This is a genomic window from Phyllobacterium sp. LjRoot231 (assembly GCF_964253365.1).
Lineage (GTDB): Bacteria > Pseudomonadota > Alphaproteobacteria > Rhizobiales > Rhizobiaceae > Phyllobacterium.
This window is the reverse complement of sequence record NZ_CAXUQT020000001.1, coordinates 606,084-630,764: the sequence shown is the minus strand read 5'-3', so window position 1 is coordinate 630,764 and position 24,681 is coordinate 606,084. Positions and strand designations below refer to the sequence as shown.

The 24,681-nt window shown below is 58.7% G+C and carries 24 protein-coding genes; 9 read left to right on the top strand and 15 right to left on the bottom strand.

The features are described 5' to 3' along the window. Positions 1 to 64 precede the first annotated feature (64 nt). Together ACSQ3H_RS03010 and ACSQ3H_RS03005 are read left to right on the top strand one after the other, a co-directional pair. Positions 65 to 1,201, top strand: coding sequence for an NADH-dependent flavin oxidoreductase (locus ACSQ3H_RS03010; protein ID WP_436115672.1), 1,137 nt, complete (start codon positions 65 to 67; stop codon positions 1,199 to 1,201). A 24-nt stretch (positions 1,202 to 1,225) separates the two neighbouring features. Next, positions 1,226 to 2,401 carry an adenylate/guanylate cyclase domain-containing protein gene (locus ACSQ3H_RS03005; protein ID WP_436115671.1) on the top strand — a complete coding sequence of 392 codons (1,176 nt, stop codon included), beginning with the start codon at positions 1,226 to 1,228 and terminating at the stop codon, positions 2,399 to 2,401. 312 nt (positions 2,402 to 2,713) lie between these two features. On the opposite strand, the gene ACSQ3H_RS03000 is transcribed toward ACSQ3H_RS03005, so the two are convergent. The 6 genes from ACSQ3H_RS03000 to ACSQ3H_RS02975 form a co-directional block, all read right to left on the bottom strand. Then, complete coding sequence (locus ACSQ3H_RS03000) at positions 2,714 to 3,496, bottom strand: carboxymuconolactone decarboxylase family protein (protein WP_436115670.1); 783 nt, start codon at positions 3,494 to 3,496, stop codon at positions 2,714 to 2,716. A gap of 50 nt (positions 3,497 to 3,546) precedes the next feature. After that, a complete protein-coding gene (locus ACSQ3H_RS02995) occupies positions 3,547 to 4,284 on the bottom strand; it encodes a DUF4405 domain-containing protein (RefSeq protein ID WP_436115669.1) in 738 nt (245 codons plus the stop codon). Beyond that, positions 4,281 to 4,763 (bottom strand): cytochrome P460 family protein, encoded by a 483-nt coding sequence (locus ACSQ3H_RS02990; protein WP_436115668.1) that lies wholly within the window; start codon positions 4,761 to 4,763, stop codon positions 4,281 to 4,283. Before ACSQ3H_RS02990 ends, ACSQ3H_RS02995 begins: the two co-directional genes overlap by 4 nt. 38 nt (positions 4,764 to 4,801) lie before the next feature. Further along, positions 4,802 to 5,278 (bottom strand): (R)-mandelonitrile lyase, encoded by a 477-nt coding sequence (locus tag ACSQ3H_RS02985; protein ID WP_436115667.1) that lies wholly within the window; start codon positions 5,276 to 5,278, stop codon positions 4,802 to 4,804. Between the two features lie 17 nt (positions 5,279 to 5,295). Beyond that, positions 5,296 to 6,312, bottom strand: coding sequence for an alpha/beta hydrolase (locus ACSQ3H_RS02980; protein WP_436119330.1), 1,017 nt, complete (start codon positions 6,310 to 6,312; stop codon positions 5,296 to 5,298). Between the two features lie 205 nt (positions 6,313 to 6,517). Continuing rightward, positions 6,518 to 7,411, bottom strand: a complete 894-nt coding sequence (locus ACSQ3H_RS02975; RefSeq protein WP_436115666.1) for a LysR family transcriptional regulator — start codon at positions 7,409 to 7,411, stop codon at positions 6,518 to 6,520. Between the two features lie 132 nt (positions 7,412 to 7,543). Here ACSQ3H_RS02975 and ACSQ3H_RS02970 point away from each other — a divergent pair, with 132 nt between their 5' ends. After that, positions 7,544 to 8,386 (top strand): oxidoreductase, encoded by an 843-nt coding sequence (locus ACSQ3H_RS02970; RefSeq protein ID WP_436115665.1) that lies wholly within the window; start codon positions 7,544 to 7,546, stop codon positions 8,384 to 8,386. A 54-nt stretch (positions 8,387 to 8,440) separates the two neighbouring features. Next, positions 8,441 to 9,430, top strand: a complete 990-nt coding sequence (locus ACSQ3H_RS02965; protein ID WP_436115664.1) for an aldo/keto reductase — start codon at positions 8,441 to 8,443, stop codon at positions 9,428 to 9,430. Between the two features lie 424 nt (positions 9,431 to 9,854). Here the strand turns inward: ACSQ3H_RS02965 and ACSQ3H_RS02960 are convergent, their stop codons facing one another. Both ACSQ3H_RS02960 and ACSQ3H_RS02955 read right to left on the bottom strand, forming a co-directional pair. Next, entirely contained in the window at positions 9,855 to 10,727 is an 873-nt protein-coding gene (locus tag ACSQ3H_RS02960) for an NmrA family NAD(P)-binding protein (protein ID WP_436115663.1), read from the bottom strand. A 43-nt stretch (positions 10,728 to 10,770) separates the two neighbouring features. Next, positions 10,771 to 11,193 carry a DoxX family protein gene (locus ACSQ3H_RS02955; RefSeq protein WP_436115662.1) on the bottom strand — a complete coding sequence of 141 codons (423 nt, stop codon included), beginning with the start codon at positions 11,191 to 11,193 and terminating at the stop codon, positions 10,771 to 10,773. Positions 11,194 to 11,311: 118 nt separating this feature from the next. Between ACSQ3H_RS02955 and ACSQ3H_RS02950 the strand changes: the two genes are divergently transcribed. Further along, the gene (locus ACSQ3H_RS02950; RefSeq protein WP_436115661.1) at positions 11,312 to 12,217 is read left to right on the top strand and encodes a LysR family transcriptional regulator; all 906 of its coding nucleotides are present in this window, start codon (positions 11,312 to 11,314) and stop codon (positions 12,215 to 12,217) included. 199 nt (positions 12,218 to 12,416) lie between these two features. Here the strand turns inward: ACSQ3H_RS02950 and ACSQ3H_RS02945 are convergent, their stop codons facing one another. Continuing rightward, the gene (locus ACSQ3H_RS02945) at positions 12,417 to 12,908 is read right to left on the bottom strand and encodes a BA14K family protein (protein WP_436115660.1); all 492 of its coding nucleotides are present in this window, start codon (positions 12,906 to 12,908) and stop codon (positions 12,417 to 12,419) included. Positions 12,909 to 13,572: 664 nt separating this feature from the next. Between ACSQ3H_RS02945 and ACSQ3H_RS02940 the strand changes: the two genes are divergently transcribed. The 3 genes from ACSQ3H_RS02940 (at position 13,573) to ACSQ3H_RS02930 (ending at position 17,438) form a co-directional block, all read left to right on the top strand. Continuing rightward, positions 13,573 to 15,291 (top strand): adenylate/guanylate cyclase domain-containing protein, encoded by a 1,719-nt coding sequence (locus tag ACSQ3H_RS02940; protein ID WP_436115659.1) that lies wholly within the window; start codon positions 13,573 to 13,575, stop codon positions 15,289 to 15,291. 421 nt (positions 15,292 to 15,712) lie between these two features. Then, on the top strand, positions 15,713 to 16,738 hold the full coding sequence (locus ACSQ3H_RS02935) for an IS110 family transposase (RefSeq protein WP_436115658.1): 1,026 nt from the start codon (positions 15,713 to 15,715) through the stop codon (positions 16,736 to 16,738). A 490-nt stretch (positions 16,739 to 17,228) separates the two neighbouring features. Further along, positions 17,229 to 17,438, top strand: a complete 210-nt coding sequence (locus ACSQ3H_RS02930; protein WP_106714344.1) for a cold-shock protein — start codon at positions 17,229 to 17,231, stop codon at positions 17,436 to 17,438. Between the two features lie 146 nt (positions 17,439 to 17,584). On the opposite strand, the gene ACSQ3H_RS02925 is transcribed toward ACSQ3H_RS02930, so the two are convergent. Beyond that, entirely contained in the window at positions 17,585 to 18,676 is a 1,092-nt protein-coding gene (locus ACSQ3H_RS02925) for an alkene reductase (protein ID WP_436115657.1), read from the bottom strand. A gap of 63 nt (positions 18,677 to 18,739) precedes the next feature. Further along, a complete protein-coding gene (locus ACSQ3H_RS02920) occupies positions 18,740 to 19,528 on the bottom strand; it encodes an SDR family NAD(P)-dependent oxidoreductase (RefSeq protein WP_436115656.1) in 789 nt (262 codons plus the stop codon). 110 nt (positions 19,529 to 19,638) lie between these two features. Here ACSQ3H_RS02920 and ACSQ3H_RS02915 point away from each other — a divergent pair, with 110 nt between their 5' ends. Then, positions 19,639 to 20,202, top strand: a complete 564-nt coding sequence (locus ACSQ3H_RS02915) for a TetR/AcrR family transcriptional regulator (RefSeq protein WP_436115655.1) — start codon at positions 19,639 to 19,641, stop codon at positions 20,200 to 20,202. A 261-nt stretch (positions 20,203 to 20,463) separates the two neighbouring features. On the opposite strand, the gene ACSQ3H_RS02910 is transcribed toward ACSQ3H_RS02915, so the two are convergent. The 4 genes from ACSQ3H_RS02910 to ACSQ3H_RS02895 all read right to left on the bottom strand — a co-directional run bounded on the left by ACSQ3H_RS02910 (position 20,464) and on the right by ACSQ3H_RS02895 (position 24,673). Beyond that, positions 20,464 to 21,683 (bottom strand): IS3 family transposase gene (locus tag ACSQ3H_RS02910; RefSeq protein WP_436115654.1). Its coding sequence is split into 2 segments (ribosomal slippage): positions 20,464 to 21,344 and positions 21,344 to 21,683, totalling 1,221 coding nucleotides; the frame shifts between segments, so codons are not numbered across the junction. A 145-nt stretch (positions 21,684 to 21,828) separates the two neighbouring features. Further along, on the bottom strand, positions 21,829 to 22,830 hold the full coding sequence (locus tag ACSQ3H_RS02905; protein ID WP_436115653.1) for an NADP-dependent oxidoreductase: 1,002 nt from the start codon (positions 22,828 to 22,830) through the stop codon (positions 21,829 to 21,831). Positions 22,831 to 22,841: 11 nt separating this feature from the next. Continuing rightward, positions 22,842 to 23,783, bottom strand: coding sequence for an alpha/beta fold hydrolase (locus ACSQ3H_RS02900; RefSeq protein WP_436115652.1), 942 nt, complete (start codon positions 23,781 to 23,783; stop codon positions 22,842 to 22,844). Between the two features lie 74 nt (positions 23,784 to 23,857). Then, the gene (locus ACSQ3H_RS02895; RefSeq protein ID WP_436115651.1) at positions 23,858 to 24,673 is read right to left on the bottom strand and encodes an oxidoreductase; all 816 of its coding nucleotides are present in this window, start codon (positions 24,671 to 24,673) and stop codon (positions 23,858 to 23,860) included. Positions 24,674 to 24,681: the final 8 nt, after the last annotated feature.

Sequence of the window (24,681 nt, the reverse complement as noted above, 5' to 3'; positions counted from 1 at the left end):
GTACTTGTCCCACACTATTTGATCCCCAGCGCCACATGCCGTGGTGTCGACAGGACAGATAGAGATGAACAAGACATACCCCAAACTTTTTGAGACCTACGCCTTCGCCAACGGGATCACACTTCGCAATCGGGTTGTCATGGCCCCCATGACGACTTGGTCGGGCAATGACGATGGAACGGTCTCGGACGAAGAAGTTGCCTACTATCGCCGCAGGGCAAAAGGTGCAGGTCTCATGCTGACCGGCTGTACCCATGTCATGCCGGATGGAATTGGCTTTACGGGCGAATTTGCGTCTTATGATGACAGCTTCACGCCGAGCCTCCGCCGTCTCGCCGAAGCCGCCAGGAGCGGCGGTGCGCCCGCGATCCTGCAGATTTTCCACGCTGGCAACAAGGCAGTCCCTGCACTGGTTCCTGGCGGTCAAATTGTCAGCGCGAGTTCTCTCAAGGCTGCGCCGGGACCGTTCAACACCGGTGACATTGTCGCCCGAGCCCTCGACCATGATGAAATCCTCGACGTCATCGATGCATTCGGCCAGGCGACGCGCCGCGCCATCGAGGCAGGTTTCGATGGTATCGAGTTGCATGGGGCGCACGGCTTTCTGATCCAGAACTTCTTCTCGCCGCTGTTCAATCAGCGCGGTGATGAGTGGGGTGGCTCGCTCGAGAACCGCATGCGCTTCCCGCTCGCCGTCGTCGGAGAGGTCAAACGCATCATAGAGCTGCATGCGGAACGGCCATTCCTGCTGGGCTACCGGATTTCGCCGGAGGAGTCGGACGAAGGCGGTCTTCGGATAAACGACACATATGAACTCCTCGACCATCTCACGGATACTGGGGTGGACTACATTCACGTGTCACTTTCGAGTGTGCTCGACACCGAGCCGATTGAGGATACCAGCGGCCAGCCTATCGCAGAACTCATCATCAAGCACTTGGGAGGCCGAGTCCCCGTCATCGCCGCAGGGTATATCAGAAAACCCGAACAAGCCGAGGCCGCCCTCGAACTCGGCCTGTCCCTCGTGGCCGTCGGTCAGGGGCTTGTGATGAACCCGGAATGGGTCGATCTCGCCCAGAGTGAAAAGGCCGATGAAATCGATACAACACTTGACCCCAGCAAGGTCTCCAAGATTGTCCTTCCAGCCAAACTCTGGAACATTATTCATGCCACGACGGGTTGGTTCGAAATACGGACGTAAATATTGGAAGGGAGGGCGGATCGGGTGGAAGACATCGCGCGTTGGCTGGCGAATGATGCACCGCACGACAGCGTCAGGGAATTGTTTATCGCCTTCTGTCAGGAGGTCGTCCGCTCTGGCATTCCGGTCGGGCGAGCCTCTCTCGGCCTCGAGGTGCTGCATCCTGAGTTGAGCGGATGGCAATACATCTGGACGAGTGAGGGTCACTCGGTCCGTGCGTCCGACCGGGCCACGGCGTCGACGTCGGAAACCTACCTCAATAGCCCGACCCGCATCGTTGATGAGACGGGTAGGCCATTTCGTCGGTTGCTTGATGCACCAAATCCTGACCTGCCGCTCCTGGATGAGCTGCGTCTCGAGAACATGACCGATTACGTCATGTACCCGCTGTCCTTCCTGGACCAGACCAGGACCGCCGTGATTTCGTTTGCCACGCGACGGACCGCAGGTTTTGATGGCGGATCTCTTGATAGGCTCGAACTCGCGGCGAAGCTCCTCAGTCCTTACCTGGAGCGGCATGTCCTGCAGCGTATTGCAGTAGATTTGCTCGATACTTATGTCGGCCACAATACGGGGCAATTGATCATCGAGGGGCGTGTGGACCGTGGTTCTGCCGAACTGATCGAGGCGGCGATCTGGTTTGCTGATCTGCGGGGCTTCACGCTACTCTCCGAGCAGTCGCCGATCCCCGAAGTGCTCGCACTTCTAAACGCGTGGTTCGGTACCATCGGTGAGGTTGTCGAGGCGCATGGCGGGGAGATACTCAAATTCATGGGCGATTCTGTGCTGGCGATATTTCCCACCTCGGCAGACCAGGATCGCGCGACAGCCTGCAGGAAAGCTATGGCCGCCGCACAGGAGTTTTTTCGTCGAAATGATGCCGAAAATGATCGCAGAATATCTTCTGGTCTTCCGCCTGTCACGCATGGTCTGGCCCTGCACGTCGGCGAAGTGGCCTATGGCAATGTCGGCGCGTCTCGGCGGTTGGACTTCACCGTCATCGGCCCAGCCGTGAATCAGGCAAGCCGGCTTCTGTATTTGGCAAAGCGGCTCAACCGGGAAGTCCTTATCTCATCCGCCCTTGCGAAAGAGGTCGATGAGCCCCTGGTCGCTCTTGGGCGCTATCGTCTTCGGGACATCAAGCAGGCGCAGCGAGTCTACACTTTGCCACACCAAGCCACTCATAATATGAACCGCTAAGCTTGGCCAAACCTGCTCCGATGACCTTCGGAAACTGAATACACTTCGTCGAAAGATTCCTCTTGGGCACTTAGCAGATATTTTCTTACGATCTCGAAAGGATTGAAGACCTATAGGAACCAATGAATATCTCCGTTTAGTGGCATTTTCAATGAACGTTTATCCCCATTGGTCGTCTCCACTTTTAAGCACAAAACCGCCTTGGTGTTCTCAATATCGCATAATGGCTCGTCTGGAACCGCGTTCTCGATACCTCGTGGCGGTCTGATATGACCGCGTATGGCCCTAAGCGGACGCCAGCGTTCGCGAAATCTAGCCGCTGCGCTTTCCAAAGACTTCATTCGCGACGGGAACCGCCGACATCGCGTTCGGCCAGCCGGAGTAGAACGCAAGATGGGTGATCGTGCCTGCGATCTGGCCTTGCGTTAGCCCATTGTCCATTCCGAGGTTGATGTGGCTCGCCAGCTGTGCGACCCGCCCAGTCGCGATAAGTGCACTCACCGTCATCAAGCTCCGGTCTCGGGGAGCGAGGCCGGGCCGGAGCCACAGGTCCTTGAACAGGACATTGGTGGTGTAGTCCTGAAGGTCCTGAAATGTTGGCTCTAGGTTCTTGGTCACGCGCGCCGCACGGATTGCCTCAGCCTCCGCGTTCAGAGGAAGCAGGTCAGGCGATGCAGGTGCTAAGTGATCGGCACCGATGCCGCGGTCCTCGAAAATCTTACGCAATGTCCCGGCGGCCGAGTTTGCATTGGCAAGGCCGGTGTACAGCGCCAGGTGCATGATGACCTCTGAGAGCTCCGATGGCTTCACACCATTGTCCAGTGCCAGACGTAACTGCTCTGGCATGGCAGCGGTCTGATTCATGGCGACGAGGGCCGAGATGGTGACGAAGCTTCGATCGCGTGGAGATAGCGCTGCGTTCTTCCACAGGTCGTTCTCAAGGAAGCGCTCGGAATATGTCTTCAGGGCGGGGGAGATTGCCGCGAGGTCTTCGGGGATCATCGATTCTGCCTTGTTCTGGTCGTTCGCCAAAGCTCCGGGTGAACCCGACAGCATTAGAATTAGAGAGAGTGCGGCGAGCTTGTTGAAAATCATCGTGGTTCCTTTTCGGCGAGTCGGCATCTTAAAGGTCGAGCGGGCGGTGATCAGGGTTCGGGGGAACCAGCGACATCCGTAATGCAGCGAAGCGCTCGGTCTCGAGGCCTTCTGGATGCCTGCTGCAATACCATCGCGTAGTGGCCGAGGCAGACATAGAGAGCGACGACGGAGCCGTGGTGAAGGAAGAAGCCCAGTGTGTCTTCGTTGAAGTCCCAGAACTGCATGGTGGGGATGAGCAATAGTCTGGAGCCGATATCCAACTCGAACGAGTTGTAGACACCGCTGGCGGCCGCCGCGAACGCAGCCGTCCGAAGCAGGATGGTTACGGCAAGGTTGGGTTTGCCACGGCCGGACAGCCCCCAGATGACATTCATGACGATTGACCAGTGCATGCCGAGATGGATCGAAATGATTATCATCGCCCAGTAGGCGGCCAGGATATGGACATCGCGCGCCGTCGCTCCGCCGACCGCCAGGCTCAAGAACAGCGACTGCGAGATGAGGATACTGGTCGTGAGAAGCGTTACGATGGTCACGAGCAGGCCCAAGTTGAGAAACACGGTCGCCAACGGTCGTGGCTCCCTCCGGGTCTTGGGCAGGCCGCCGTACCAACGGCGGTTGAAGACGTTGTGGAGGAAGAGCAACGCGAACATGGTAGTCCCGACCAATTCGTGGGTCCGATTGTCGAGCCACCAGTAGGCCATTGCGCCCATGAACAAGCCGACGGCGCCGAAGTCCAATGCCAGGCGAAGCAGGAAGACGGGGTTCACAATGAAAACCATCATTCCACTACCGTTCCGTCGAATGCCTTCAACGCATCGAGGGTGTAGAGATAATTCTCGTCGGACCGGGAGTTGTGACAGGACTGACAGCGGGTGGTGTTTTCCTGCAAGTTGATCGACTTGTCGGCCCAGAACCACTGGAACTGCCAGTCGCCTGTGCGACGTCGCTCCTCGTAATCGTCACCCCACCCCGGACCGTTCTGCATGACAAAATAGCGGTGCACCTTGCCCTCGCGGTAGTCGACAAGCACGAAGTGTGTCCCAGCGGGTATGGGTTCACCCTTCTTGACAGCTTCGAGCGCTTCGGGCGTGGTCATGATGTGTTCGGTCACCTCTCCGCGCCGAACGGTGGTGTAGTGTACGAGGCCCTCAAGCTCCGGAAACTGAACGCGGTTGGTCTCGGCATGCAACTGCCATGTGGCGAGCATGATCATGCCCGATGCCAATGCGATCATTGGCATTCGTATGATGGCTTTCTTCATCGTCATCCTTCTCTCGTCATGCTGGCGGATGTCGCTCTTCACTTCCGGTATTGCGCGTCGGTGACCTGCTCCAGCCAGTCGACCGACTTTCCGTCCTGTGCTTCAGAAAATGCGAGATGCACCATGCCGGCGGTAGGCGAAGCACCGTGCCAATGCTTAACGCCAGGCGGAATCCAGACGATATCGCCCGGCCGGATTTCCTGGACCTCGCCGTCCCAATGTTGAACGCGACCGACACCGGAGGTCACGAACAGCGTCTGGCTCAAGGGGTGGGCGTGCCAGGCCGTGCGTGCACCTGCTTCGAACGAAACGGTGCCCCCGCTGATGCGGGCCGGATCACTGCCCTTGAACCGGGAATCCACCCGGACAGTTCCGGTGAAGTTCTCCGGCGGGCCGAAGGTTTGGACCCGCGTGCCGGCGCGCAGCACGGACACGGCTGTGTTTCCTTCGGCCGCTGCTGGCGATGCAAGCGAGCCCAGGACGACGGCGGCTGCTATGATGTCTTTCAACTTCAACTCCTTGGCATTGCCGATTAATCGAGCTTATTGTCGGACAGGAATTTTGAGACGAGGTCGGCAATTTCGACGTTGTTCAGGTCGGAGAAGGGAAAGTGGGTGTTGCCCCTGATGCCGATCTCTGGAAGGCTAACCACGGTGACGTCGCCGCCGTGCTTGTTGACGGTGTCACGGAAAAGGCGGGCCATCTCGAGCCGGACGCGCCAACTGTCCTGGGCGGGCATCTTTGTCGGTTCCGTAGGGATATTGTCACCATAGAAGATCAGGATCGGTAGCTTCGTAAGCTTCATGAAATCGTCCATCGGGACCGTGCCCTTGACAGTATCGAACGCACTTGGTTTGTCGGGTGGGACTTCGCCCTCAGGGAATATGAAGCTGCTTCCGGGCTCGAAGGAGACGATCGCTTTAACGTCCGCGTTCTTCGTGGCGGTCAGCCAGCCGGGCCCACCGCCCTGGGAATGGGTGAACAGGACGCCGGGACCGATCCTGTCGAACAGCGCCGAGACGCCATCGGATACGACGTCCACGTCGAACGGTCCGGTGTTCGGTGTCATCGCCCGGAAGAACTGGTTGAGAGCCTCGGGATCGCGCGAAAACTGGACGCCGTCAAAGTAGTCGGGCCAGGGGCCGACACGGAACTGGTTGAACCAAAGCTGCTCGTCGGGTGTCGGCTTGATCGTCGACTCAATCGTGGTTCGTCCGGCGTCGCCCCTTCGCGGTTGATCGAGGAGATAGACGGCGAAGCCCCGCCGGAGAAAGATCGTCTGAAATCCCTCCCGGCCGTCGGCTGTCGTCTCCCACGACTTCGATGATTGGCCCGCCCCATGCCACATGACGATCGGATATTTCCTGGCATCCACCGGAACTTGATAAAAGGCGAAGGCGTGGTCGCCGTGGTAGGTCTGCCCGGCGGGGTCCATCGGCTTGAGCGGATCGAACGTGCCCGGAGCCGTGATGACCTTGCCACCGACCGCGAAGCTGCCTTGGTCATAGATGCCCAATGGCTCGTTCTTGGTCTCCTGAGCCCAAGCCATCGTCGAGATCAGGAAAAGTGCTGCGCCTATCGTCGACGCGAAGATTCTACGATTGTCTCTCATCGAGTTCCTTCCCACGAAATTGGAAGACGCCAAGTTACGTGAGAGAACGACGCAGCATTAGACCTTAAAACCCGTATGAGCCTATTAGGCCTGCTTATTAATCGCGAGCAGTTGATAAGTCGTGATGGAATAATCTTCGACTTCACCCCCGATAGCGCAGGGTGTCGACGAATATGACGAAGGCTGGCGAGGCGTGCCTGCGGTTTGGATAGTAGAGATGATATCCCGGAAACGGCTCGCACCAATCTTCGAGCGCACGCTCCAGCCGGCCCTCGGCCATGTAAGCCTGGGCCTGGTCTTCGGGAAGATAGGCGAGGCCAAGACCCGCCAACGCAGCGTCGAGGCGCATGGCGAGATTGTTGAACACGAGTTGTCCATCCACCCTGACCTTTATCTCCCTTCCATCGCGCTCAAAATCCCAAGGGTAAATGCCGCCGCGTGTCGGGAGACGAATGTTGATGCAGTTGTGCTGGGTCAGGTCCTGCGGAGCCTCCGGTCTGCCGTACCGCTCGAAATAATCCGGTGTTCCAACGACGGCCATGCGCATGTCGCCTCCCACCTTCACGGCGATCATGTCTTTTGCGACCTGCTCCCCCAAGCGGATGCCCGCGTCATACCGTTCAGCAACAATGTCGGTAAGGCCGTAGTCGACGATTACTTCCACATTGAGGTCGGGATAAACGGGTGCGAGTTTGCGGATCGCAGGAGCCAGAATGGTGATGGCCGCGTGTTCGCCTGCGGTGATGCGGATCGTGCCCGACGGCTTGTCCTTGAGTTCGCTGAGCGCACTTAGTTCCGACGATATCTCTTCGAACCGCGGACCCACAGTGGTCAGCAGGCGCTGCCCGGCTTCGGTAGGGGAGACGCTTCGGGTCGTGCGGGTGAGAAGCCTGATGCCGAGTCGCCCCTCAAGTGATCGCACCGTTTGGCTCAGCGCAGACTGGGAGACCCCGAGCTTGGCTGCCGCCTTCGTAAAGCTCTGCTCCTTCGCTACGGTGAGAAAGGCCACGAGGTCGTTGAAGTTTTCTTGAGCCATTCATAAGTCCATCTAATAGGTTCATGCGGATTATTGCAGCTAATGGAAGCCGACCGCAATCGCTAGATTCTGAACAACGCGCAGCGGACTCGACTGACGCCTATTGGCCTTCGAGAAGCACAGGAGATGAGAATGACGACATGGCTCATAACGGGATGCTCGAGCGGTTTGGGCAGGGCATTGGCGCAGTGCTTGCTCGAGGACGGACAAAACGTCGTGATGTCGGCGCGGGATCCCTCGACATTGAGCGACCTTGCCGAGCGGTTTCCCAACGCCGCGGTGTCAGCTCTCGACGTCACGAACAAGAAGGAGGTAGCCGAGACCGTTAGACACGCCCTCGAACGGTTTGGTGGCATAGACGTGCTGGTCAACAACGCGGGCTACGGATACCGGGCTGCCGTTGAAGAGGCTGACGACGAGGACGTCAAAGCGCTGCTGGCCACGAACTTTTTTGGCCCCGTTTTCATGATCAAGGCTGTGCTGCCAGGCATGCGTGCCCAGCGCAGGGGTACGATCATCAACGTCTCGTCGATTGCCGGGCGCTTTGCCGCGCCGGGTTCAGGCTTCTATTCGGCCTCGAAATTTGCCCTCGAAGGGATGTCCAACGCACTTTTGAAGGAAGTCGGTCCGCTCGGTATCCGGGTTATGGTCGTCGAGCCGGGCGCGTTCCGGACCGATTTTACAGGTCGCTCGCTCCACCAGAGCAGTGTGGCAATCGCCGACTATGCCGACACGGCTGGCCGGCGTCGCAAGGAGAACGACCAGACCCATGGCACTCAGCCGGGAGATCCAGTGCGCGCGGCGCGCGCGATCGTCGAGGTCGTGAACAGGGACAAGATGCCCTTCCGGCTACTCCTGGGAAGCGACGCCGTTCGCCTCGTAAGCGCCGAAATGGAGATTCAGCGCCAGGAACTCGACGACTGGAAGAACATCAGTCTCGGCACCGATTTCGACGCGGCAGAGCGTGAATTTTGAAACGAGAAGCCATTCGTACGATTAGTGAGATTGAACTCAGAAGGTGATAAGGAAATGAAAACCCGCAAGATTGGAAGCCTGCAAGTCTCGGCGCTCGGGCTGGGCTGCATGAGCATGACTTCGGCCTACGGCCCTGCGGCCGACAAGGCAGAGATGATCAAGCTCATTCGCGGCGCGCACGAGCGCGGCGTTACCTTGTTCGACACCGCCGAGGCATACGGGCCGTTCGTCAACGAGGAGCTTGTCGGAGAAGCTCTCGCGCCGATCCGCGACCAGGTCGTGATCGCGACAAAATTCGGCTTCGACATTGACTTGGAAACGGGTAAGCGCGGCGAGGGCACCAACAGCCGTCCCGAGCACATCAAGGCTGTCGCGGATGCCAGTCTGAAGCGCCTGAGGTCAGACCGCATCGACCTGTTCTACCAACATCGTGTCGATCCAGAAGTGCCGATCGAGGACGTCGCCGGAGCCATCAAGGATTTAGTCGCAGCCGGCAAGGTCAAGCACTACGGACTGTCAGAAGCGGGCGTTCAAACGATCCGGCGTGCTCATGCGGTCTATCCTGTTACCGCCGTTCAGAGCGAGTATTCCATGTTCTGGCGGGGGCCGGAATCTGAGTTGCTTCCCGTGCTTGAGGAATTGGGTATCGGTTTCGTACCGTTCAGCCCTCTCGGCGCGGGGTTTTTGACGGGCAAGATCGACGAAAACACCAAGTTCGACCCGACCGACTTCCGCAACATGGTTCCACGCTTCTCACCCGATGCCCGCAAGGCCAACATGGCTCTTGTGGATGTTGTGAAGGCGGTAGCCGAGCGCAAGGCCGCAACGTCCGCCCAAGTGGCTCTGGCATGGCTGCTTGAACAGAAACCTTGGATCGTGCCGATTCCGGGGACGACCAGGCTGCAAAGGTTGGAGGAAAACCTTGGCGCAGTGGACCTCGACTTAACTTTCGACGATCTCGCCGAAATTGCGATGGGTCTTTCGAAGATCGAGGTCCAGGGTGAACGCCTCCCCGAAGCGGCTCTGAAGATGACCGGCCGCTAAGATCGACCAATGGAATGTCAAAATTCGAAATCGCAGTGATTGGTAGTTAATAGGCAACCGAGTTACGGAGGATAATAGATGACCGCCGTTGGCGATTGTTGCCCGTCTGGAACGGGGCCGAGAGCGGCTGGTCCGCTATGGAATGAATAGACGCGGATAGCGGACATTTGGCTTAGGAACCGCCTGCGCGGCAAGAAGCCATCGAAATCAGAAGAAAAGGTTGTGAGCCTGAACGATGGTTTTAGAGTTTCGGTCACATCTTTTGAAAGCGGCAACCTATTGATATCACTGGCTCTAACTCATTTTCCAGAAGTTTTGATTTTTTGCAGCACTGGATGCATACGGCATGAAACAGAAACTACTAAATACTCCCGGAGATCCAGAAGGTCAGGCGTCTCCGTCGCACGCTTGATCCGTCCCGGACTTACGCCTTAGCGGCGTTCTGTGCAGCCTCGAATACATCGCGTGCGGACGTCGTACCTGCTACGTGCTCCGTACCCGCGACTCCGAGGTCCATCCATCCTGCATTCACGGCCTCAAACATTTCTTCGGCAGGTCCGGTGTTGCCTTTCGGGATGCCGAATTGCTCGAACGCTTCCGCCCACCCTGCACGCGGGACTGCAAAGGCTTTCACGTCGAGATTCAGGACTTCACCCAATTGCGCCGCGACTTCATCCGCGGTGACCATCGAACCAAGCTCGACGACGCGCTGCCCTGACCAAACTGGCCCGGTCAAAAGGGTTGCGACCTCCGCGCCGATGTCGTTCGCCGCGACCATGGTCGATTTCCGGTTTGTCGGATTGTAGTAGACCGGTAGCGTTCCGCCCTGCGCGACCTGCAAGCCATAAAGAAAATTTTCGAAGAATCCACCTGCGCGCACAAATGCAATTGGCGATATCAGGTCGCGAAAACCTTGCTCCAGAAGCGACAAGGCCGTGATCATCCCAAGCCCGCTGGTCCTGTTAGCACCCATCGACGAAAGTGCAACCACTCGCGGCGGCGCCGCCTTGGTGAGCGCTTCGACATAGTTTGCAATCACGCCCCTTGCTTCTTTGTAATCGGGCGAGGGAGCCCAGACAGCGGGCAACATGACGAACGCGCCTTCGACGCCTTTGAGCGCTTGCTCGATGGCTGCTGGATCATTCCAATCGCCGTCTACCAATTCCACGCCCTGATTCGCCCAGTTAGCCGCCTTCTCGCGATTGCGGACGAGCGCGCGCACCTGCCTGCCGTGCGCCAACAAATGTTCTGCCGTTGCGCCGCCAACTTTTCCTGTGATTCCCATTACTAAAAACATGTTTTCTCCTGATGTTGAGAGACAGAGCACTGCCCCTGTTGGTTCAATGGATGAGCGGTAGAATGGCCCGGATTCGGGGATCGCGCAGATAGAGGCCGCCCCACGTCATCGCGCCCAGAAGCAGGGAAATGATTTCCGGCGGCGATCCCAACTCACCAATGCGGACATGGGCGCAGATCGCGCCTCCCAAAAAGCCCGTCACTAGGATCGCGCCGAGGACGGCGGTGGCCGGGATGGCGTAAAGGATGGCGCAGGCGAGTATGATCGGACCCACGACACGGGTCAGGTCCATCGCGAACCCGGTTTCCTGCAACATGCTCGCGATCTGTGCCGGCGCGAAAAGCTGAATAGTGCCGTCTGCCACCAGAGCGATAACGACAATCCCGCTCATTATTCGGCCGACCCACAGGGCGCGATGCAAGGTCGTAGTTTCAGGCAACTGATGCAGGTTCATAGTTTCGGACACTTTTCATTCTCGATGGGGGGATCTCATATTCGGAGCGTACTATGTCTCTTAGGTGTGATAAACACCGAGGAAAGGAACCAACTGTTCTCTTTTTGGTAAACAATACCGAGGCACGAAAATGCAGAATCTCGAACCCATCCTCATTTTCATAACGGTAGCGGAAATGGGGAGTTTCACCCGCGCGGCCGACAGCCTGGGCATCCAAAAGGGGAGAGCCTCAACGGCGGTCCGGAAGCTGGAAGAAGATATCGGTGTCAGGCTCCTGCACCGGACGACGCGCAGCGTTCAGTTGACGGAGGACGGACGCGCATTTCATGCCCGTGCCCGCGATCTGCTTGCTGAAGTCGATGACCTACACTCGATGTTCGCAGGCGATCGCGTGGCACTTCGCGGACGTTTACGGGTCGATCTTCCGACCGAGGTGGCGCGCACAACGATCGTGCCGGCCTTGCCGGATTTCATGGCGGCTCACCCCGAGTTGGAACTGGAGGTGTCCAGTACGGATCGGCAAGTCGATCTGGTTCAAGAGGGGTTCGACTGTGTATTGCGGCTTGGAGCCATAGGGGATGAGACGCTGATTGCCCGCCCACTGGGCCTGTTGCGCATGGTCAACGCTGCCAGTCCCGCCTATCTGGCGCGCTTTGGCGTCCCTCGATCGCTAGAAGATCTCCAGCGTCAGGGACATCGGACAATTCATTTTTCGACGATGCTGGGCGCAAGACCCTATGGATGGGAATATCCGGACGGCGGCAGCTACGCGACGCTTCAGTTGCCAGGTGCGCTACACGTCAACAGCGCGCAAACCTACGACGCCGCTGCCCTCGCCGGCCTTGGCTTGATTCAAGCCCCGCTCTTGGGGATTGGCCAATATTTTGAGAGTGGAGCGCTTGTGGAGATCATGCCCGATTTTCGTCGCCGGGCGATCGCCGTTTCCCTCGTTGTAGCACATCGGAGCAATCTGTCGCGCCGAGTCCGCGCATTCATGAAATGGATCGAAGATGTGCTGACGCCGTATCTGGAATAGATGGCCGCTTTCGGAACGACTCACTTTGCCCGAGAACGGCGAGGATGAAGGCGCAAAGCAGTCGTTAAATGCATTGATCCCGAATATCCGGTTTGGGCCAGACGCGGCGATCGACGCAGTCGTTTGAGGAGAAGCCGAAGAATCCGGTAGCCTGCGCGTCCGGAAAAAGCGCCAGGTGGCTCGCCAACTAAGCCCGCAATCAATAGTACGATGAGACGCACGCCCGTCGCGGACCGTAGTAGGGCTGGAACGTGTTGTCGTAAGCCCTATAGGACCGGTAGCGCGCATAGCACCAGCGCGTATGTGTGTTGCCGCCATAATAGACCTGGCGGTAATTGCGTGGCGCGTAGTAGCGCGGACGGTAATAGGTCGGCCCGTAGTAGCCCTCATCGTAATAGCTGGGGCCATAATACCTCGGCTGCGCCAGCAATCCGCCGATAATTGCGCCGGCTGCGAGCCCGCCGAGTGCCAACGCCCAATCGTCGTTACCATTGTGGTGTCCATGTCCGCGGTAGCCTCGATAGCCGCCCCAGTATCCACGGTTGTAACCGCCGCGGTAACGTCTGTACTGGACCGGCTGCGCCTCTGCGACTTCGATCTTCGGCACGGCAACGGTGGGAAACGCCATGGCCGGCGGGACGCTCGTCAGCGCCGTCACCAGCGACAGGGCAAAGATTGCTAACCTTTTCATTAGCTTCACCATTCCTCTGCAGCGCCCTGCGTCGAATACGGCGCGCAAGGACGCTGCAGCCCTTTAAATGCGCTGCGTAATTTTACCCTAAAATCGATTTTGACTCGAGAAAATTATGCATTAGCAGGAAAGCTTTCCTTCAATAATGGACCCATTCGCGGTGTCGCATCGCCCCGCGCGAAAAACGCATTTCGTTGATCGCGAACGCTCGTATTGTGGTTCTCTTTCCATCCGGTGCGGTCCTTCTGCAGGTGAGGCCCGCTTTGGGCGCGTTGCAGCCGAAGCTCATTGACAAGGTGAAGGGCAGCTTTCCCGGCGTAGCCCCCCGGCATCTGCCAGTCCGTTTCCCACCCCCAAGCTGGACATTCAGCCTGCATAAGGCCACCGGCAGCTTTCAGGAATTTTAGCAGCAGGCTGAACGGCTGGATTGAGGGCGCAAAGGGGTCATAGTCCGTTTGCGCCACTGCTGCGAACAAGCAGCGGGATCGGTCGGACGCGCGTCAGTGGCGCTGCGGCAGGAGAGCTGGGACGTCGCGCGAGCCATAGTCTCAAGGGGCGTGATCTGTGGTATCATAGGCCGGTAAGGGGGGTAAGGCCGGAGGCGCCGGTCCTGCCTGCCTCTGACCTGCGGCTTGCGAGTCGTGAATCTTTATTGAGGCTCAACATGGAGCGGAAGCTCGCTGCCATCCTTGCCATCGATGTTGTCGGGTACTCGGCGCTCATGGAGGCGGATGAAGCGGGCACCTTCGACCGGCTGAAACGTGGCCGCAAAGAGCTGTTCGAGCCGGAAATCGCGACGCGACACGGGCGAATCTTCAAGCTGATGGGAGACGGCCTGCTGGCGGAGTTCGGCAGCGTGGTGGATGCGGTCGAATGCGCGGTCACGCTTCAGCGCGGCATGGCGGAGCGTAACGCGAGCGTCGCCGAAGACCAGCGCTTCGAAGTCCGGATCGGAATCAACCTTGGAGAAGTGATCGTCGAAGGGGACGATCGCTATGGCGAGGGCGTGAACGTGGCGTCGCGTCTCCAACAACTCGCCGAGCCCGGTGGTATCTGCGTTTCGGAGAAGGTGTCCAAGGAGGTCAGGCAGAAGCTGGCGTTTGCGTTCGAGCCCATGGGCGAGCAGCGGGTGAAGAATATAGCCGAGCCGATATACTGCTATCGCGTGAACCTGCACGTTCCGAGAGCCGCTCCGGTCGGCCGACTGGCATCGCTCGAATTGCCCGACAAGCCCTCGATCGCGGTCTTGCCTTTCACCAACATGAGCAACGATCCGGAACAGGAAACCTTTGTCGACGGCTTGACCGAAGACCTGATCACCGACCTGTCTCGCTCAGCCGGCCTCTTCGTCATCGCGCGCAACTCAACCTTTGCTTACAAGGGGCGGTCGGTCGATGTGCGTTTGACCGCGCGTGATCTTGGGGTGCGCTATGTGGTTGAAGGCAGCGCCCGGCGCGCCGCGGCGCGCGTGCGCATCAATGCGCAGCTGATCGACGCGATCGGCGGCGATCATATCTGGGCCGAGCGCTACGACAGCAGCCTCGAGGACATCTTCGCAGTGCAGGACGAGGTCACGGCCAAGATCGTCGAAGCCCTTGTCGGCCGATTGGCCGGACAGCCGGCGCGCAAACGGCCGACGAGTCTCGAAGCCTATGACCTTTGCGTGCGAGCCCGCGGCGTCAGTTTTCAGACCGGGTTAGGCGCGCGGGAAGCGCGCATGCTCCTGGAAAAGGCGATCGGACTCGATCCCGACTATGCCGAGGCACATAGCTTGCTGGCCCTCAATCTTTGGCTCGGCTGGCTGTTCTGGAACGAGCCGAAGGAAACCAACCAGCCTCGCGCGCTGGCGGAAGCGCAGCGGGCTGTGGCGCTCGACCCTAACGATGCGGGGAACCGCTGGGGGCTGGGCATCATACTTGGTCACGAACGGCGTTACGCGGAATCGGATGCCGAGTTCGAGGCAACCTTCAAGCTCGATCCTAATCATGCCGATGCCTGGGCGATACGCTCGGATCTCATCACCCTGAGGGGCGACGCGGTCAAGGGCGTCGAATTCGTGAAGCGGGCGTTGCGGCTCAATCCGCGCCCACCGGGATGGTACTATTGGATGGCAGGCCAAGCCTATTATGCGCTCGGCGACTATCAATCCGCGGTTGAGGCTTTGCGCAAGCCGGAAACCTACCGCACCACGTCGCGGCGCTTGCTTGCGGCAGCCCTCGCGCAGCTCGGGCGCCTGGATGAAGCCCGTCAGGAGGCGGAATTCTTCATGATGAACGATCCCCATTTCAGCATCAGGCACTGGGCAACATCGCAGCCATTCGACAACGAGGAAGTGCTCCAGCGCTTCGTCGAAGGCTACCGCAAGGCTGGCCTTCCCGACTAAAGAGCGCATCATTTTGGATCGCCGGCTTGCTCTGGTCAGGACATAGGCTCGTCTTTTGGCTGTGAGGCCAATGCCCGTGGGTTCCATCGATCAATGTCCGTTGATGGCGCGCGAGTACGGCGTTGGTGATGGATCCTGCAATGTCCGCTTTCGAGAAGCCGGAAAAGCAGTTTTTGTGACCGACAAGAGGGCGCAAAGCAGTCGTCGTCCGTTAGCCGCTTTCATTCCTGTTTTCGCCAAATCAGAACGAAAGGGGATAGCTAGCGGGTCTGCAGCCACACTCTGTTCAAGGCGTCCTATTGAATAGAGGCACGCACAACAGGCTTTAATCGAGATTGTAGATGGGGTGGACGCCCCTCGGCGGCATCAAGGTGCCATAGTGGGGTGATTGCAACCGCCACGCGAAGAGGAGGCGTCCGAAATGGAAATTAACATAATAGGTCTGGATCTGGCGAAGAATGTTTTTCACGCGCATGGGGCGGATGCATCTGGCGCTGTGCTTTTCAGCAAGCAGCTTCGCCGAAACACGGTGCTTGAGTTTTTCGCCAGACAGTCACCCTGTACGGTCGCCATGGAAGCCTGTGGCGGAGCGCATTACTGGGCGCGCGAAATCGGTAAACAGGGTCACACGGTTCGCCTGATCCCGCCTAAATATGTAAAGCCGTTCGTCAAACGGCAGAAGAATGATGCCGCTGATGCGCAGGCCATCTGCGAGGCTGCACAGCGCCCGACGATGCGCTTTGTTGCGGTGAAGAGCGAAGACCAACAGGCCAATGCGGCTGTATTTCGCGCCAGGGATCTGCTGGTGCGTCAGCGCACTCAACTGATCAATGCGCTTCGCGGTCAACTGACGGAATATGGATGGATCGTTGCCCGGGGTCCTTCACATGTCGCCAGGCTTATAGAGGTGGTGAAGGACCCGGCGAGTGATGTACCGCAAGCGGCGCGTGAGGTGTTTGCAATCCTCGCTGAGGCAGTGCAATCACTTGATGAGCGTATCAAGAAGTTCGATGCCGAAATTGGGCGCCGCGCCAAAGTGGATGAGGTCGTGCGCAGGCTTATGACCATTCCGGGCATTGGGCCGATCACAGCAACGGCCTTGGCTGCACTTGCCCCCGATCCGGCGACTTTTCGAAAGGGACGTGATTTCGCGGCCTGGGTCGGGCTGACGCCGTTGCAACATTCCACCGGCGGAAAACAGAAGATCGGGAGAACATCAAAAATGGGTGAGCGAACATTGCGGCGTTTGCTCATCATCGGCGCTTGCGCCGTCGTTAAGCAGGCTTCGGCCGGCCGGGGTGCTCCAAAAGGATCATGGCTCGCACGCATGATCGCCAGCAAACCACGTATGCTGGTGGTTGTCTCTCTTGCCAACAAGATGGCTCGCATTGTCTGGGCACTGATGGCAAAGGGTGAGGTTTATAAAGCTCCGACCGTGACTGTATAGTCGTTCACGGTCAGAGGTCGCCGAGAGTGTAGGGCAGCTGAAGGATTGATATGGCGCAACAGTCGATGAGACGGGGTCGGTAAACCAGGAAAATGTCTATGCGTCTCGAACGCGAATTGTAGATTTTGGATCCGATCTACGAACTCCCATATGGGCCGGCGGCGTCTGGATGACCGCATCAGAGGCCGAACAGAAGTCACGCTCGACTACACGCGCTTCATCCAAAAATTGTCTTGCATTTTAGGGGGCGTCCACAGAAGACATTTGCGCACCAATCGAATTTGAGGAAAAATCCGCTGTTATCGGCATTTTCAAACGAACAGTTGCTGGTGCCTGCCCGTATTGTACAGCGCTGGGTCTGCCGTGGCTGTCCCATTTCGCTAAGCATCTCCTGATTGACATTTACGGTCGCGACTATGAATCTCTAGCCGCACTATAACCGGGTTGTCGCCAATCTTTCGCGCGCCCATACGCACCAAGAAGGTTTAAAATGGCTACTGGCACTGTTAAATGGTTCAATTCGACCAAAGGTTTTGGCTTCATTCAGCCGGATGATGGCGGCACGGATGTTTTCGTTCATATCTCTGCGGTAGAGCGGGCCGGACTACGCGGCCTCAATGACGGTCAGAAAATCAAGTACGAAATGGTGCGGGACAAGAAATCGGGCAAAATGTCGGCCGATCAGTTGAGCACCGATTAACGATGTGACTCGTTCGCGCCCGGCGGCGAAGGCTGGCCTGGTATAGCAAGAGGGTTGGAGTTGCTGTCTGGCCCTTTTTTCGCATCACTCACACTGAGAGCGGCAAACGCTGGTCGGGCCGCGCCTAAGCGCGGCCCCCGAAGGGATCAGCGGCGACTTGCGGCTGCGATGGCGGGATAATCCGTATAGCCCGCGGCGCCGCCGCCATAGATCGTGGCAGGATTGATCTGCGCCAGCGGCGCGCCGGTTTGCAGTTGCTCCACCAGGTCGGGATTGCCGATAAACGGCCGACCGAAGGCGAACAGGTCCGCCTTATCCTCGGTGAGGTGCGACGTCGCAAGCTCAAGATCGTAGCCGTTATTGGCAATATAGGTGTTGCCGAAGCGGCGGCGGAGCGAGCCGAAGTCGAACGGCGTGACATCGCGTGGTCCGCCCGTGGCGCCCTCGACGACATGAATGTAGACGATGCCCAAGGCATCGAGTTGATCGACGATGTAGTCAAACTGCGCTTGAGCGTCACTGCTCGAAACGCCATTGGCGGGCGATACGGGCGAAATGCGAATTCCGGTGCGCTCGGCGCCAATCTCCTGGACTACCGCAGCCGTAACCTCCAGCATCAGCCGGGCCCGGTTCTCGATCGATCCGCCGTACGCGTCCGTCCGGACGTTGGCGCCGTCCTTGGCAAACTGGTCGAGCAGATAGCCATTGGCGCCATGGACTTCCACGCCGTCGAAGCCCGCCGCAACGGCGTTTGCAGCTGCTTTGCGGAAGTCGTCCACGATGCCCGGCAGTTCATGCAGTTTGAGTGCACGCGGCTCCGAGACGTCGATGAAGCCATCGTTGACAAACGTCTTGGTTTTGGCCCGGATTGCAGACGGCGCAACCGGTGCTGCGCCGTTTTCCTGAAGGTCGATGTGGCTGACACGGCCGACATGCCAGAGCTGCACGAAAATCCGCCCGCCCTTGGCGTGCACAGCGGACGTGACCTTGCGCCAGCCCTCGATCTGGGCCTGGGAATAGATGCCGGGCGTGTCCTGGTATCCCTGTCCCTGCTGCGAGATCTGCGTGGCCTCGGAAATCAGCAGGCCGGCCGACGCGCGCTGGCCGTAATATTCTGCGGTGAGATCGCCTGGAACGAAGCCCGGGCCAGCGCGATTGCGCGTCAAGGGCGCCATGATTATTCGATTGGAGAGGGTCAGCGAGCCGAGAGTATAGGGCTCAAACAGCGTTTTTGTCATCCTAGGTCACCTTTGCTTGTCCCGCCGCGGGGGGGTCGTTTATCGAAATGGCTTCGTTGATGTTCAGGCGGCCGTGCGATACCGCTCGGCCGGATGTTCGTTCCCATAGTTTGGAAGCATTGCCTGGCGCGCTGCCTCGAGCGCGTCCCATTGCCCGGCATCGGGAAGCGGGGGGATGGTTACCGGTTCGCGGCGGTCGAAGCCAACCAGCGCCGCATCAACCAGATCGCCCACCTCCATCACGTTGGAGAGCGTGTTGACGTCGGCGCCGACGTGCTCCCATATCTCGGTTCGCGTCGTGGCGGGAAGCACGGCCTGGACGTAGACACCCTTTGGCGCGAGCTCGAGACTGAGCCCTTGCGACAGAAACAGCACGAAGGCCTTGGTCGCGCCATAGACCGTCATGCCGAACTCCGGCGCCAGGCCGACCACGGACCCGATGTTGACAATCGCTCCTTCGCCGGCCTTCGCAAGTCGCGGGGCGATGGCACTGGCAAGCCGCAGAAGTGCGGTTGTGTTGAGCGCAACGAGCCGCGCGACGACATCAGTGCTCTGCTCGATGAAGCTTCCGCCAATGGCTGTTCCGGCATTGTTGACGAGGATCCCGATGCGGGCGTCATCGCGCAGCCTCGTCTCTACCGCCGCAAGGTCGGAAGGCTGCGTAAGATCAGCCTGGATGATGTCGATCGCCACGCCATTTTCCTGACGCAGACGGGAGGCCAAAGCCTCCATTCGTGCCACGTCACGGGCAACCAGCACGAGGTCGTGTCCGCGGCGCGCGAAGCGCTCGGCATAGGAGGCGCCGATGCCGGTGGAGGCGCCGGTGATGAGAACTGACGGAATGGTGGTCATGGCATTGCTCTTTTCTCTAATGGAACCTATATTCATGACGGATATCATGATTGTGGCTAAATATGATAGCCATCATGTAAATGTCAATGGCACCAGCGGAGAATTTTGAAATGAAGGTCAGTCGAGAGCAGATGGCGGAGAACCGCCGCCGGATTCTGGACGTTGCCAGTCGGCTGTTTCGCGACAAGGGGTTCGACGCGGTCAGCGTGGCGGAAGTGATGAATGCCGCCGGGCTCACCCACGGCGGCTTCTATGGCCATTTCAGTTCGAAGGACGACCTGATCGCAAACACCCTTGCCCATGTCCTCGCGGCGGACGCAGGCGGAGGGGGAGATTTGCGCGCGTATGTTGATTCCTATCTCTCGCCTCGCCATCGTGACAACGCCGCCGGTGGTTGCCCGACGGCGGGCTTGGCCGCGGCCATCCGCCACCAGAACCCCGCTGCACGCTCGGCCATGACCGAAGGCCTTCGATCGCAGATCGACCATATCGGCAAGGCGCTCCCGGAGTTGGATGCGGACGACAGACGACGGGTGGCGATCGGAAGCTTTGCGGCGATGGTGGGGGCAGTGATCCTTGCACGGGCGATCGACGATCCCGCGCTTTCGGATGAGGTGTTGGAACAGACCCGTTCCTGGATCGATACCGGCATTAGCCAGGTGTCTGCAAGCTAGGCGCCTGCGGCAGGAGTGCACTTGTCAAGAGCGTGTCGTTCGGCACTAAAATGTAAGAATGGGTGGTTCCAGTCGAGTTTGGCATTAAAAGGTGAGACTCCAGTGAATTCGAATCTCACGTGTGAAGCGGCCGTTTGGTGCAGAATTCTCAAAAAACTGCACGCTCTCAAATTAAGTGCAAAGCTAACTCGTTGAAACCTTGAGTCGACATTCCATTATTAACTGCAGCGCGTGTAGATGCCCCCGAAAGATCGGACAGTTTCACGGGTTGATTTGGTCAGCGATGAACTCTCGGGGTGAACGATATCCGAGAGCTTTGTGCGGGTGAAGAGCATTGTAGTGCTCGAACCACAAAGGCAAGGATTTAATGACGGTTTTTGCGTCTGGCGCTGGATTAACGTCGGCGTAGTCGCGCTTGAAGGTTTTGACGAGGGCTTCGGCCATGCCGTTCGATTCCGGGCTTCTGACCGGAGTGGTTCGTGCTTCCATGCCAATGTCCTTGAGCAGGGATTTGGTGTCTTTGGCAATGAAACAGGAGCCATTGTCCGTCAGCCATTCAATGGAGTGCGGCAATGTATTGACCTGGCCGAAGCGGCTTTCGACAGCAAGGATGGCGAGGTCCTGCACGTCTTCGCTCTTGATCCCTTCTGTGGTTGCGACATGGCCGATCACTTCCCGATCGCAGCAATCGAGAGCGAAGGCGACACGGACTTTTTCGCCATTGTCGCATCCGATCTCGAAGCCGTCGGAACACCACCGCAGATTGGATTGGTCAACGCTGACACGGCCGTCATGCTTGCGGCTTTCGTGATTGCCGGTATGGCGCTGAAGCAAGAGGCCATGAACCTTCATCACCCGGTGAACCCGCTTGTGATTGGGCCATGAACGGTTTTCCGCCTTGGCATTTCGGCGCAAAACTGCATGAACACGGCGATAGCCGTATGTCGGCATGGCACTAATAATGGCTTTGATCTCTTCGACCAAATCAGCATCGGGTTGTGGCGGACGGCCGCGCCGCATGGCCGGTCTGCCGGATGAGCGTTCGGCAATATTAGAGCGGGAAACATTCAAGATATCGCAGATGGGGTTCATCGGGTGCCGTCCTTCGGCCACGACAAGGACCGCAATGTCTGTTTTTTTGAATCCGTGGCGACCTCAAGGGCATCCTTGAGGATTTCCGTTTCCATGGTTTTCTTGCCTAGAAGCCGCTGAAGTTCACGGACCTGGTTCTGAAGGGCGCGGTATTGCGAAGCTGGCACAACTTCTTCTTCCGATCCCGTTGCCATCAAGGCACCCTGAGCTGCCAGCTTGCGCCAGCCAAACAGCTGATTGGGCGCAACACCCCGGCGACGGGCAACGAGACTGACCGTAGCGCCAGGCTCGTAGGTTTCCTGAACCATTTCCAGCTTCTCGGCTGTCGTCCAACGACGGCGCCGTTCCGGTCCGTTCAAAATCTCAATATGGGGCATGCGACTGGTCATATTCCTAACAATACTCCTACCACTTAATTAAGTGTGAGGGACTGTCCGGATAATTCGGGGGCTATTTCAGCGCGATACGAGCATCTTGCGCCATGGGCGGACATCGAGCGAGGCCCGTCTTGCGTTCCTACAAAACAAGGAACTGCTATCTGACCTTGATGACGACCTTGCCCTTGGCACGTCCTGTTTCGACATAAGCCAAAGCCTCATTGGTCGCATCGAAGGGAAAGACCCGATCGACAACCGGGCGGATCGCTCCGGATTCTATGAGGGACGTGATTTTGCTCAGCTGATCACCCTGCGCCCACATGAAAAGGAACGAAAATTTCACGCCACGGCGCTTCGCCTTGATCCGAATAGCGCGGCTCAATAGGCGCAATATCAACCTCAGCACCAGGTTCAGTCCCCGCTCCCTGGCAAATTCGGGATCCGGGGGGCCGGAGATAGAGATGAGCTTCCCACCCGATTTCAGCACATGCACGGATTTTTCAAGCGTTCTGGCGTCCTGGCTGTTCAAGACGACATCGTAGCCCGAGAGGACTTGCTCGAAGTCATCTTTCCTGTAGTCGATGACGACATCGGCGCCGAGACTCTTGACCAGATCGGCACTCGCTGCGCTCGCTGTTGTCGCAACGGTCGCGCCGAGCTGCTTTGCCAGTTGGATGGCGAATGTTCCCACGCCGCCCGAGCCGGCCTGGATAAAGACTTTCTGGCCTTTCTTCAGACTGGCCTTGTCGACCAGCACCTGCCAAGCGGTCAGGCCGACCAGCGGGATCGAGGCCGCCTCTTCCATGCTAAGGTTCTTGGGCTTCAGGGCGACGTCGGCTTCATTGATGGCGATGGATTCGGCGAACGTCCCTATCCGGCCATCGCGCGGTCGCGCGTAGACTTCGTCACCGGGCTTGAATTTGCCGACTTTTGTTCCAACCCGGACCACCATCCCGGCCACATCGTGGCCCAGGATGAAGGGTCGGCGATAGGGAAGGATGAGTTTAAATTCGCCTGTTCTGATCTTCGAATCCAGCAGATTCACCCCTGCAGCATGGACCTCGACCAAGACGTCGTGGTCCTGAAGCTCCGGCTCCGGCATCTCGGCCAGCCGCAGAATGCCCTTTTTATTATACTTATCGACAACGAATGCCTTCATGGCGTTACTTTCTAAGAATGCCTGTTGGTGTTTCGGGCCGAAACAAGCCGACCGTTTTCAGCTGGACGGCCGCCCTGCGGGAAGGCCTCCGTCTCGAGGAACGAGAGAGCTTTCGGGACGAAATCGGCGAAGTTCTGAAATACTCCGCCATGCCCGGCATCCGGGTAGATAACCAGGTGCGCCCCCGGGATACGCTGGGCGAGATCGTATGTATTGCTGCTCGGCACCATCCTGTCCTGGTCGCCATTCGCAACCAAAGTAGGAACGCGGATGGCGCTCAGATCTTGCGGTGCCTGCAGTCCGTAGGCCTTGATCGCCTTGAGTTGCGCGCCGAACGCGCTCAGCGATATCGCCCTATCCCGGTCAATCCGGCGTTCTTTCAGCCGTTCCAGAAATGCCTTCGCCGCGCGGCGCCCATTCGGTGTCCTTGTGAAGAAGAGATAGTATTTCGGATCCCGAAAAGTCAGCGCGCCCTTGATCATGTCGACGATCGTCAGCGGCGTCACCTTGTCGATGCCATCCCCACCGGCCGGCCCCGTGCCAGCCAGGATTAGTTTGCGCACAAGCTTAGGCTCAGTCAGCACAATCTCCTGCGCCACGAAGCCGCCGAGTGAAAAGCCGAAGAGGTCGACTTCCTCGAACCCCAACGCCTGGATAAAGGCGACCGCATCCCGCGCCATCTCGGGAATGGTCGACGGAGTTTTGCCACCCGAAGCACCGATGCCGCGATTGTCGAAGGCAATCACCCGCCGGGTCGCAGCGAGGCCATCGACGATGCGCGGATCAAAATTGTCCAGCTGAGCAGCGAGATGGTTCAGCAGGATCACCGGCACGCCCGTCTTGGGTCCGACCTCCCGGTAGACAAATGCCGTGCCGCCGACATCGATAGAGCGAGTTGGCGTGTCCTGGAACAAGGCCCGTGAACGGGGCGACTGATTGAATGTATGTGTCATGCTTGGCACCTCCGTCCTGTAGTGCGTTGTGGTTGCCAGTCTCATGTGCATGAAATCCTCTGCCTCGCTGTTGTTCAGACCGGTAACCGGAACTGCTTGCGCAAGCTCTTGTCGAATATCCCTGCGGGGGCAAAGCGGCGCAGGAGGCTGACCTGCCGCGCGGCCTTGCCAGCCGTGTAGCGCCGTCGCGGACGGGCATCGGTCGCCGCCTTAACGACCACATCCGCAACCACTTCCGGCAGATCGGCCTTTGGCATCACATCGCGAAGCAGCGCCTTGAACCCGGCTCGAGCCCGATCGTATTCCTTCAACAGGGAATCCGGCTCGATTCCGTTCTGGTCGAAGACGGTACGCACGAATGCCGGCTCGATGACCGAGACGCGAATATTGAAGGCGCGAACCTCGTGATCGAGCGATTCCGAATAGCCCTCGAGCGCGTGCTTGACCGCCGAGTAGTGTGCTGAATACGGCGCCGGTACGAGGCCCAACACCGAGCCGATGTTGATGATGCGCCCTTCGCCGCGCCGCCGCATCGCCGGCAACACCGCATTGGTCATGCGGATAACACCGAACAGGTTGACGTCGAACAGGGCCTGCACCTGTGCGACCGAGGATTCCTCGGCGCCTCCCAGCAGACCGACGCCGGCATTGTTGACCAGGAGGTCGATCCGGCCGGTCTGCGAAAGCACCGTTGAAACGAGCGCAGCGACGGCCTCGCCGTCGGTTACGTCGCAAACCAGCATGGCCACCCCGTCTGGGCCGTTTCCGACCGCGCGCCGACTTGTCCCGAAAACCGTAAACCCTGCCCGCGCCAGCGCCTCGGCGCTGGCGCGACCGATGCCCGAGGAGGCTCCCGTGACGATCGCGGTTCTTCCTGAATTCGTGTTCATTTCGTGCT

Coding starts and splice junctions, on each gene's coding strand:
- ACSQ3H_RS03010 (WP_436115672.1), top strand. CDS start 65: ATGAACAAGACATACCCCAAACTTTTTGAGACCTACGCCTTCGCCAAC.
- ACSQ3H_RS03000 (WP_436115670.1), bottom strand. CDS start 3,496: ATGATTTTCAACAAGCTCGCCGCACTCTCTCTAATTCTAATGCTGTCG.
- ACSQ3H_RS02995 (WP_436115669.1), bottom strand. CDS start 4,284: ATGATGGTTTTCATTGTGAACCCCGTCTTCCTGCTTCGCCTGGCATTG.
- ACSQ3H_RS02990 (WP_436115668.1), bottom strand. CDS start 4,763: ATGAAGAAAGCCATCATACGAATGCCAATGATCGCATTGGCATCGGGC.
- ACSQ3H_RS02980 (WP_436119330.1), bottom strand. CDS start 6,312: ATGGCTTGGGCTCAGGAGACCAAGAACGAGCCATTGGGCATCTATGAC.
- ACSQ3H_RS02975 (WP_436115666.1), bottom strand. CDS start 7,411: ATGGCTCAAGAAAACTTCAACGACCTCGTGGCCTTTCTCACCGTAGCG.
- ACSQ3H_RS02970 (WP_436115665.1), top strand. CDS start 7,544: ATGACGACATGGCTCATAACGGGATGCTCGAGCGGTTTGGGCAGGGCA.
- ACSQ3H_RS02965 (WP_436115664.1), top strand. CDS start 8,441: ATGAAAACCCGCAAGATTGGAAGCCTGCAAGTCTCGGCGCTCGGGCTG.
- ACSQ3H_RS02960 (WP_436115663.1), bottom strand. CDS start 10,727: ATGTTTTTAGTAATGGGAATCACAGGAAAAGTTGGCGGCGCAACGGCA.
- ACSQ3H_RS02950 (WP_436115661.1), top strand. CDS start 11,312: ATGCAGAATCTCGAACCCATCCTCATTTTCATAACGGTAGCGGAAATG.
- ACSQ3H_RS02945 (WP_436115660.1), bottom strand. CDS start 12,908: ATGAAAAGGTTAGCAATCTTTGCCCTGTCGCTGGTGACGGCGCTGACG.
- ACSQ3H_RS02940 (WP_436115659.1), top strand. CDS start 13,573: ATGGAGCGGAAGCTCGCTGCCATCCTTGCCATCGATGTTGTCGGGTAC.
- ACSQ3H_RS02935 (WP_436115658.1), top strand. CDS start 15,713: ATGGAAATTAACATAATAGGTCTGGATCTGGCGAAGAATGTTTTTCAC.
- ACSQ3H_RS02930 (WP_106714344.1), top strand. CDS start 17,229: ATGGCTACTGGCACTGTTAAATGGTTCAATTCGACCAAAGGTTTTGGC.
- ACSQ3H_RS02925 (WP_436115657.1), bottom strand. CDS start 18,676: ATGACAAAAACGCTGTTTGAGCCCTATACTCTCGGCTCGCTGACCCTC.
- ACSQ3H_RS02920 (WP_436115656.1), bottom strand. CDS start 19,528: ATGACCACCATTCCGTCAGTTCTCATCACCGGCGCCTCCACCGGCATC.
- ACSQ3H_RS02915 (WP_436115655.1), top strand. CDS start 19,639: ATGAAGGTCAGTCGAGAGCAGATGGCGGAGAACCGCCGCCGGATTCTG.
- ACSQ3H_RS02905 (WP_436115653.1), bottom strand. CDS start 22,830: ATGAAGGCATTCGTTGTCGATAAGTATAATAAAAAGGGCATTCTGCGG.
- ACSQ3H_RS02900 (WP_436115652.1), bottom strand. CDS start 23,783: ATGACACATACATTCAATCAGTCGCCCCGTTCACGGGCCTTGTTCCAG.
- ACSQ3H_RS02895 (WP_436115651.1), bottom strand. CDS start 24,673: ATGAACACGAATTCAGGAAGAACCGCGATCGTCACGGGAGCCTCCTCG.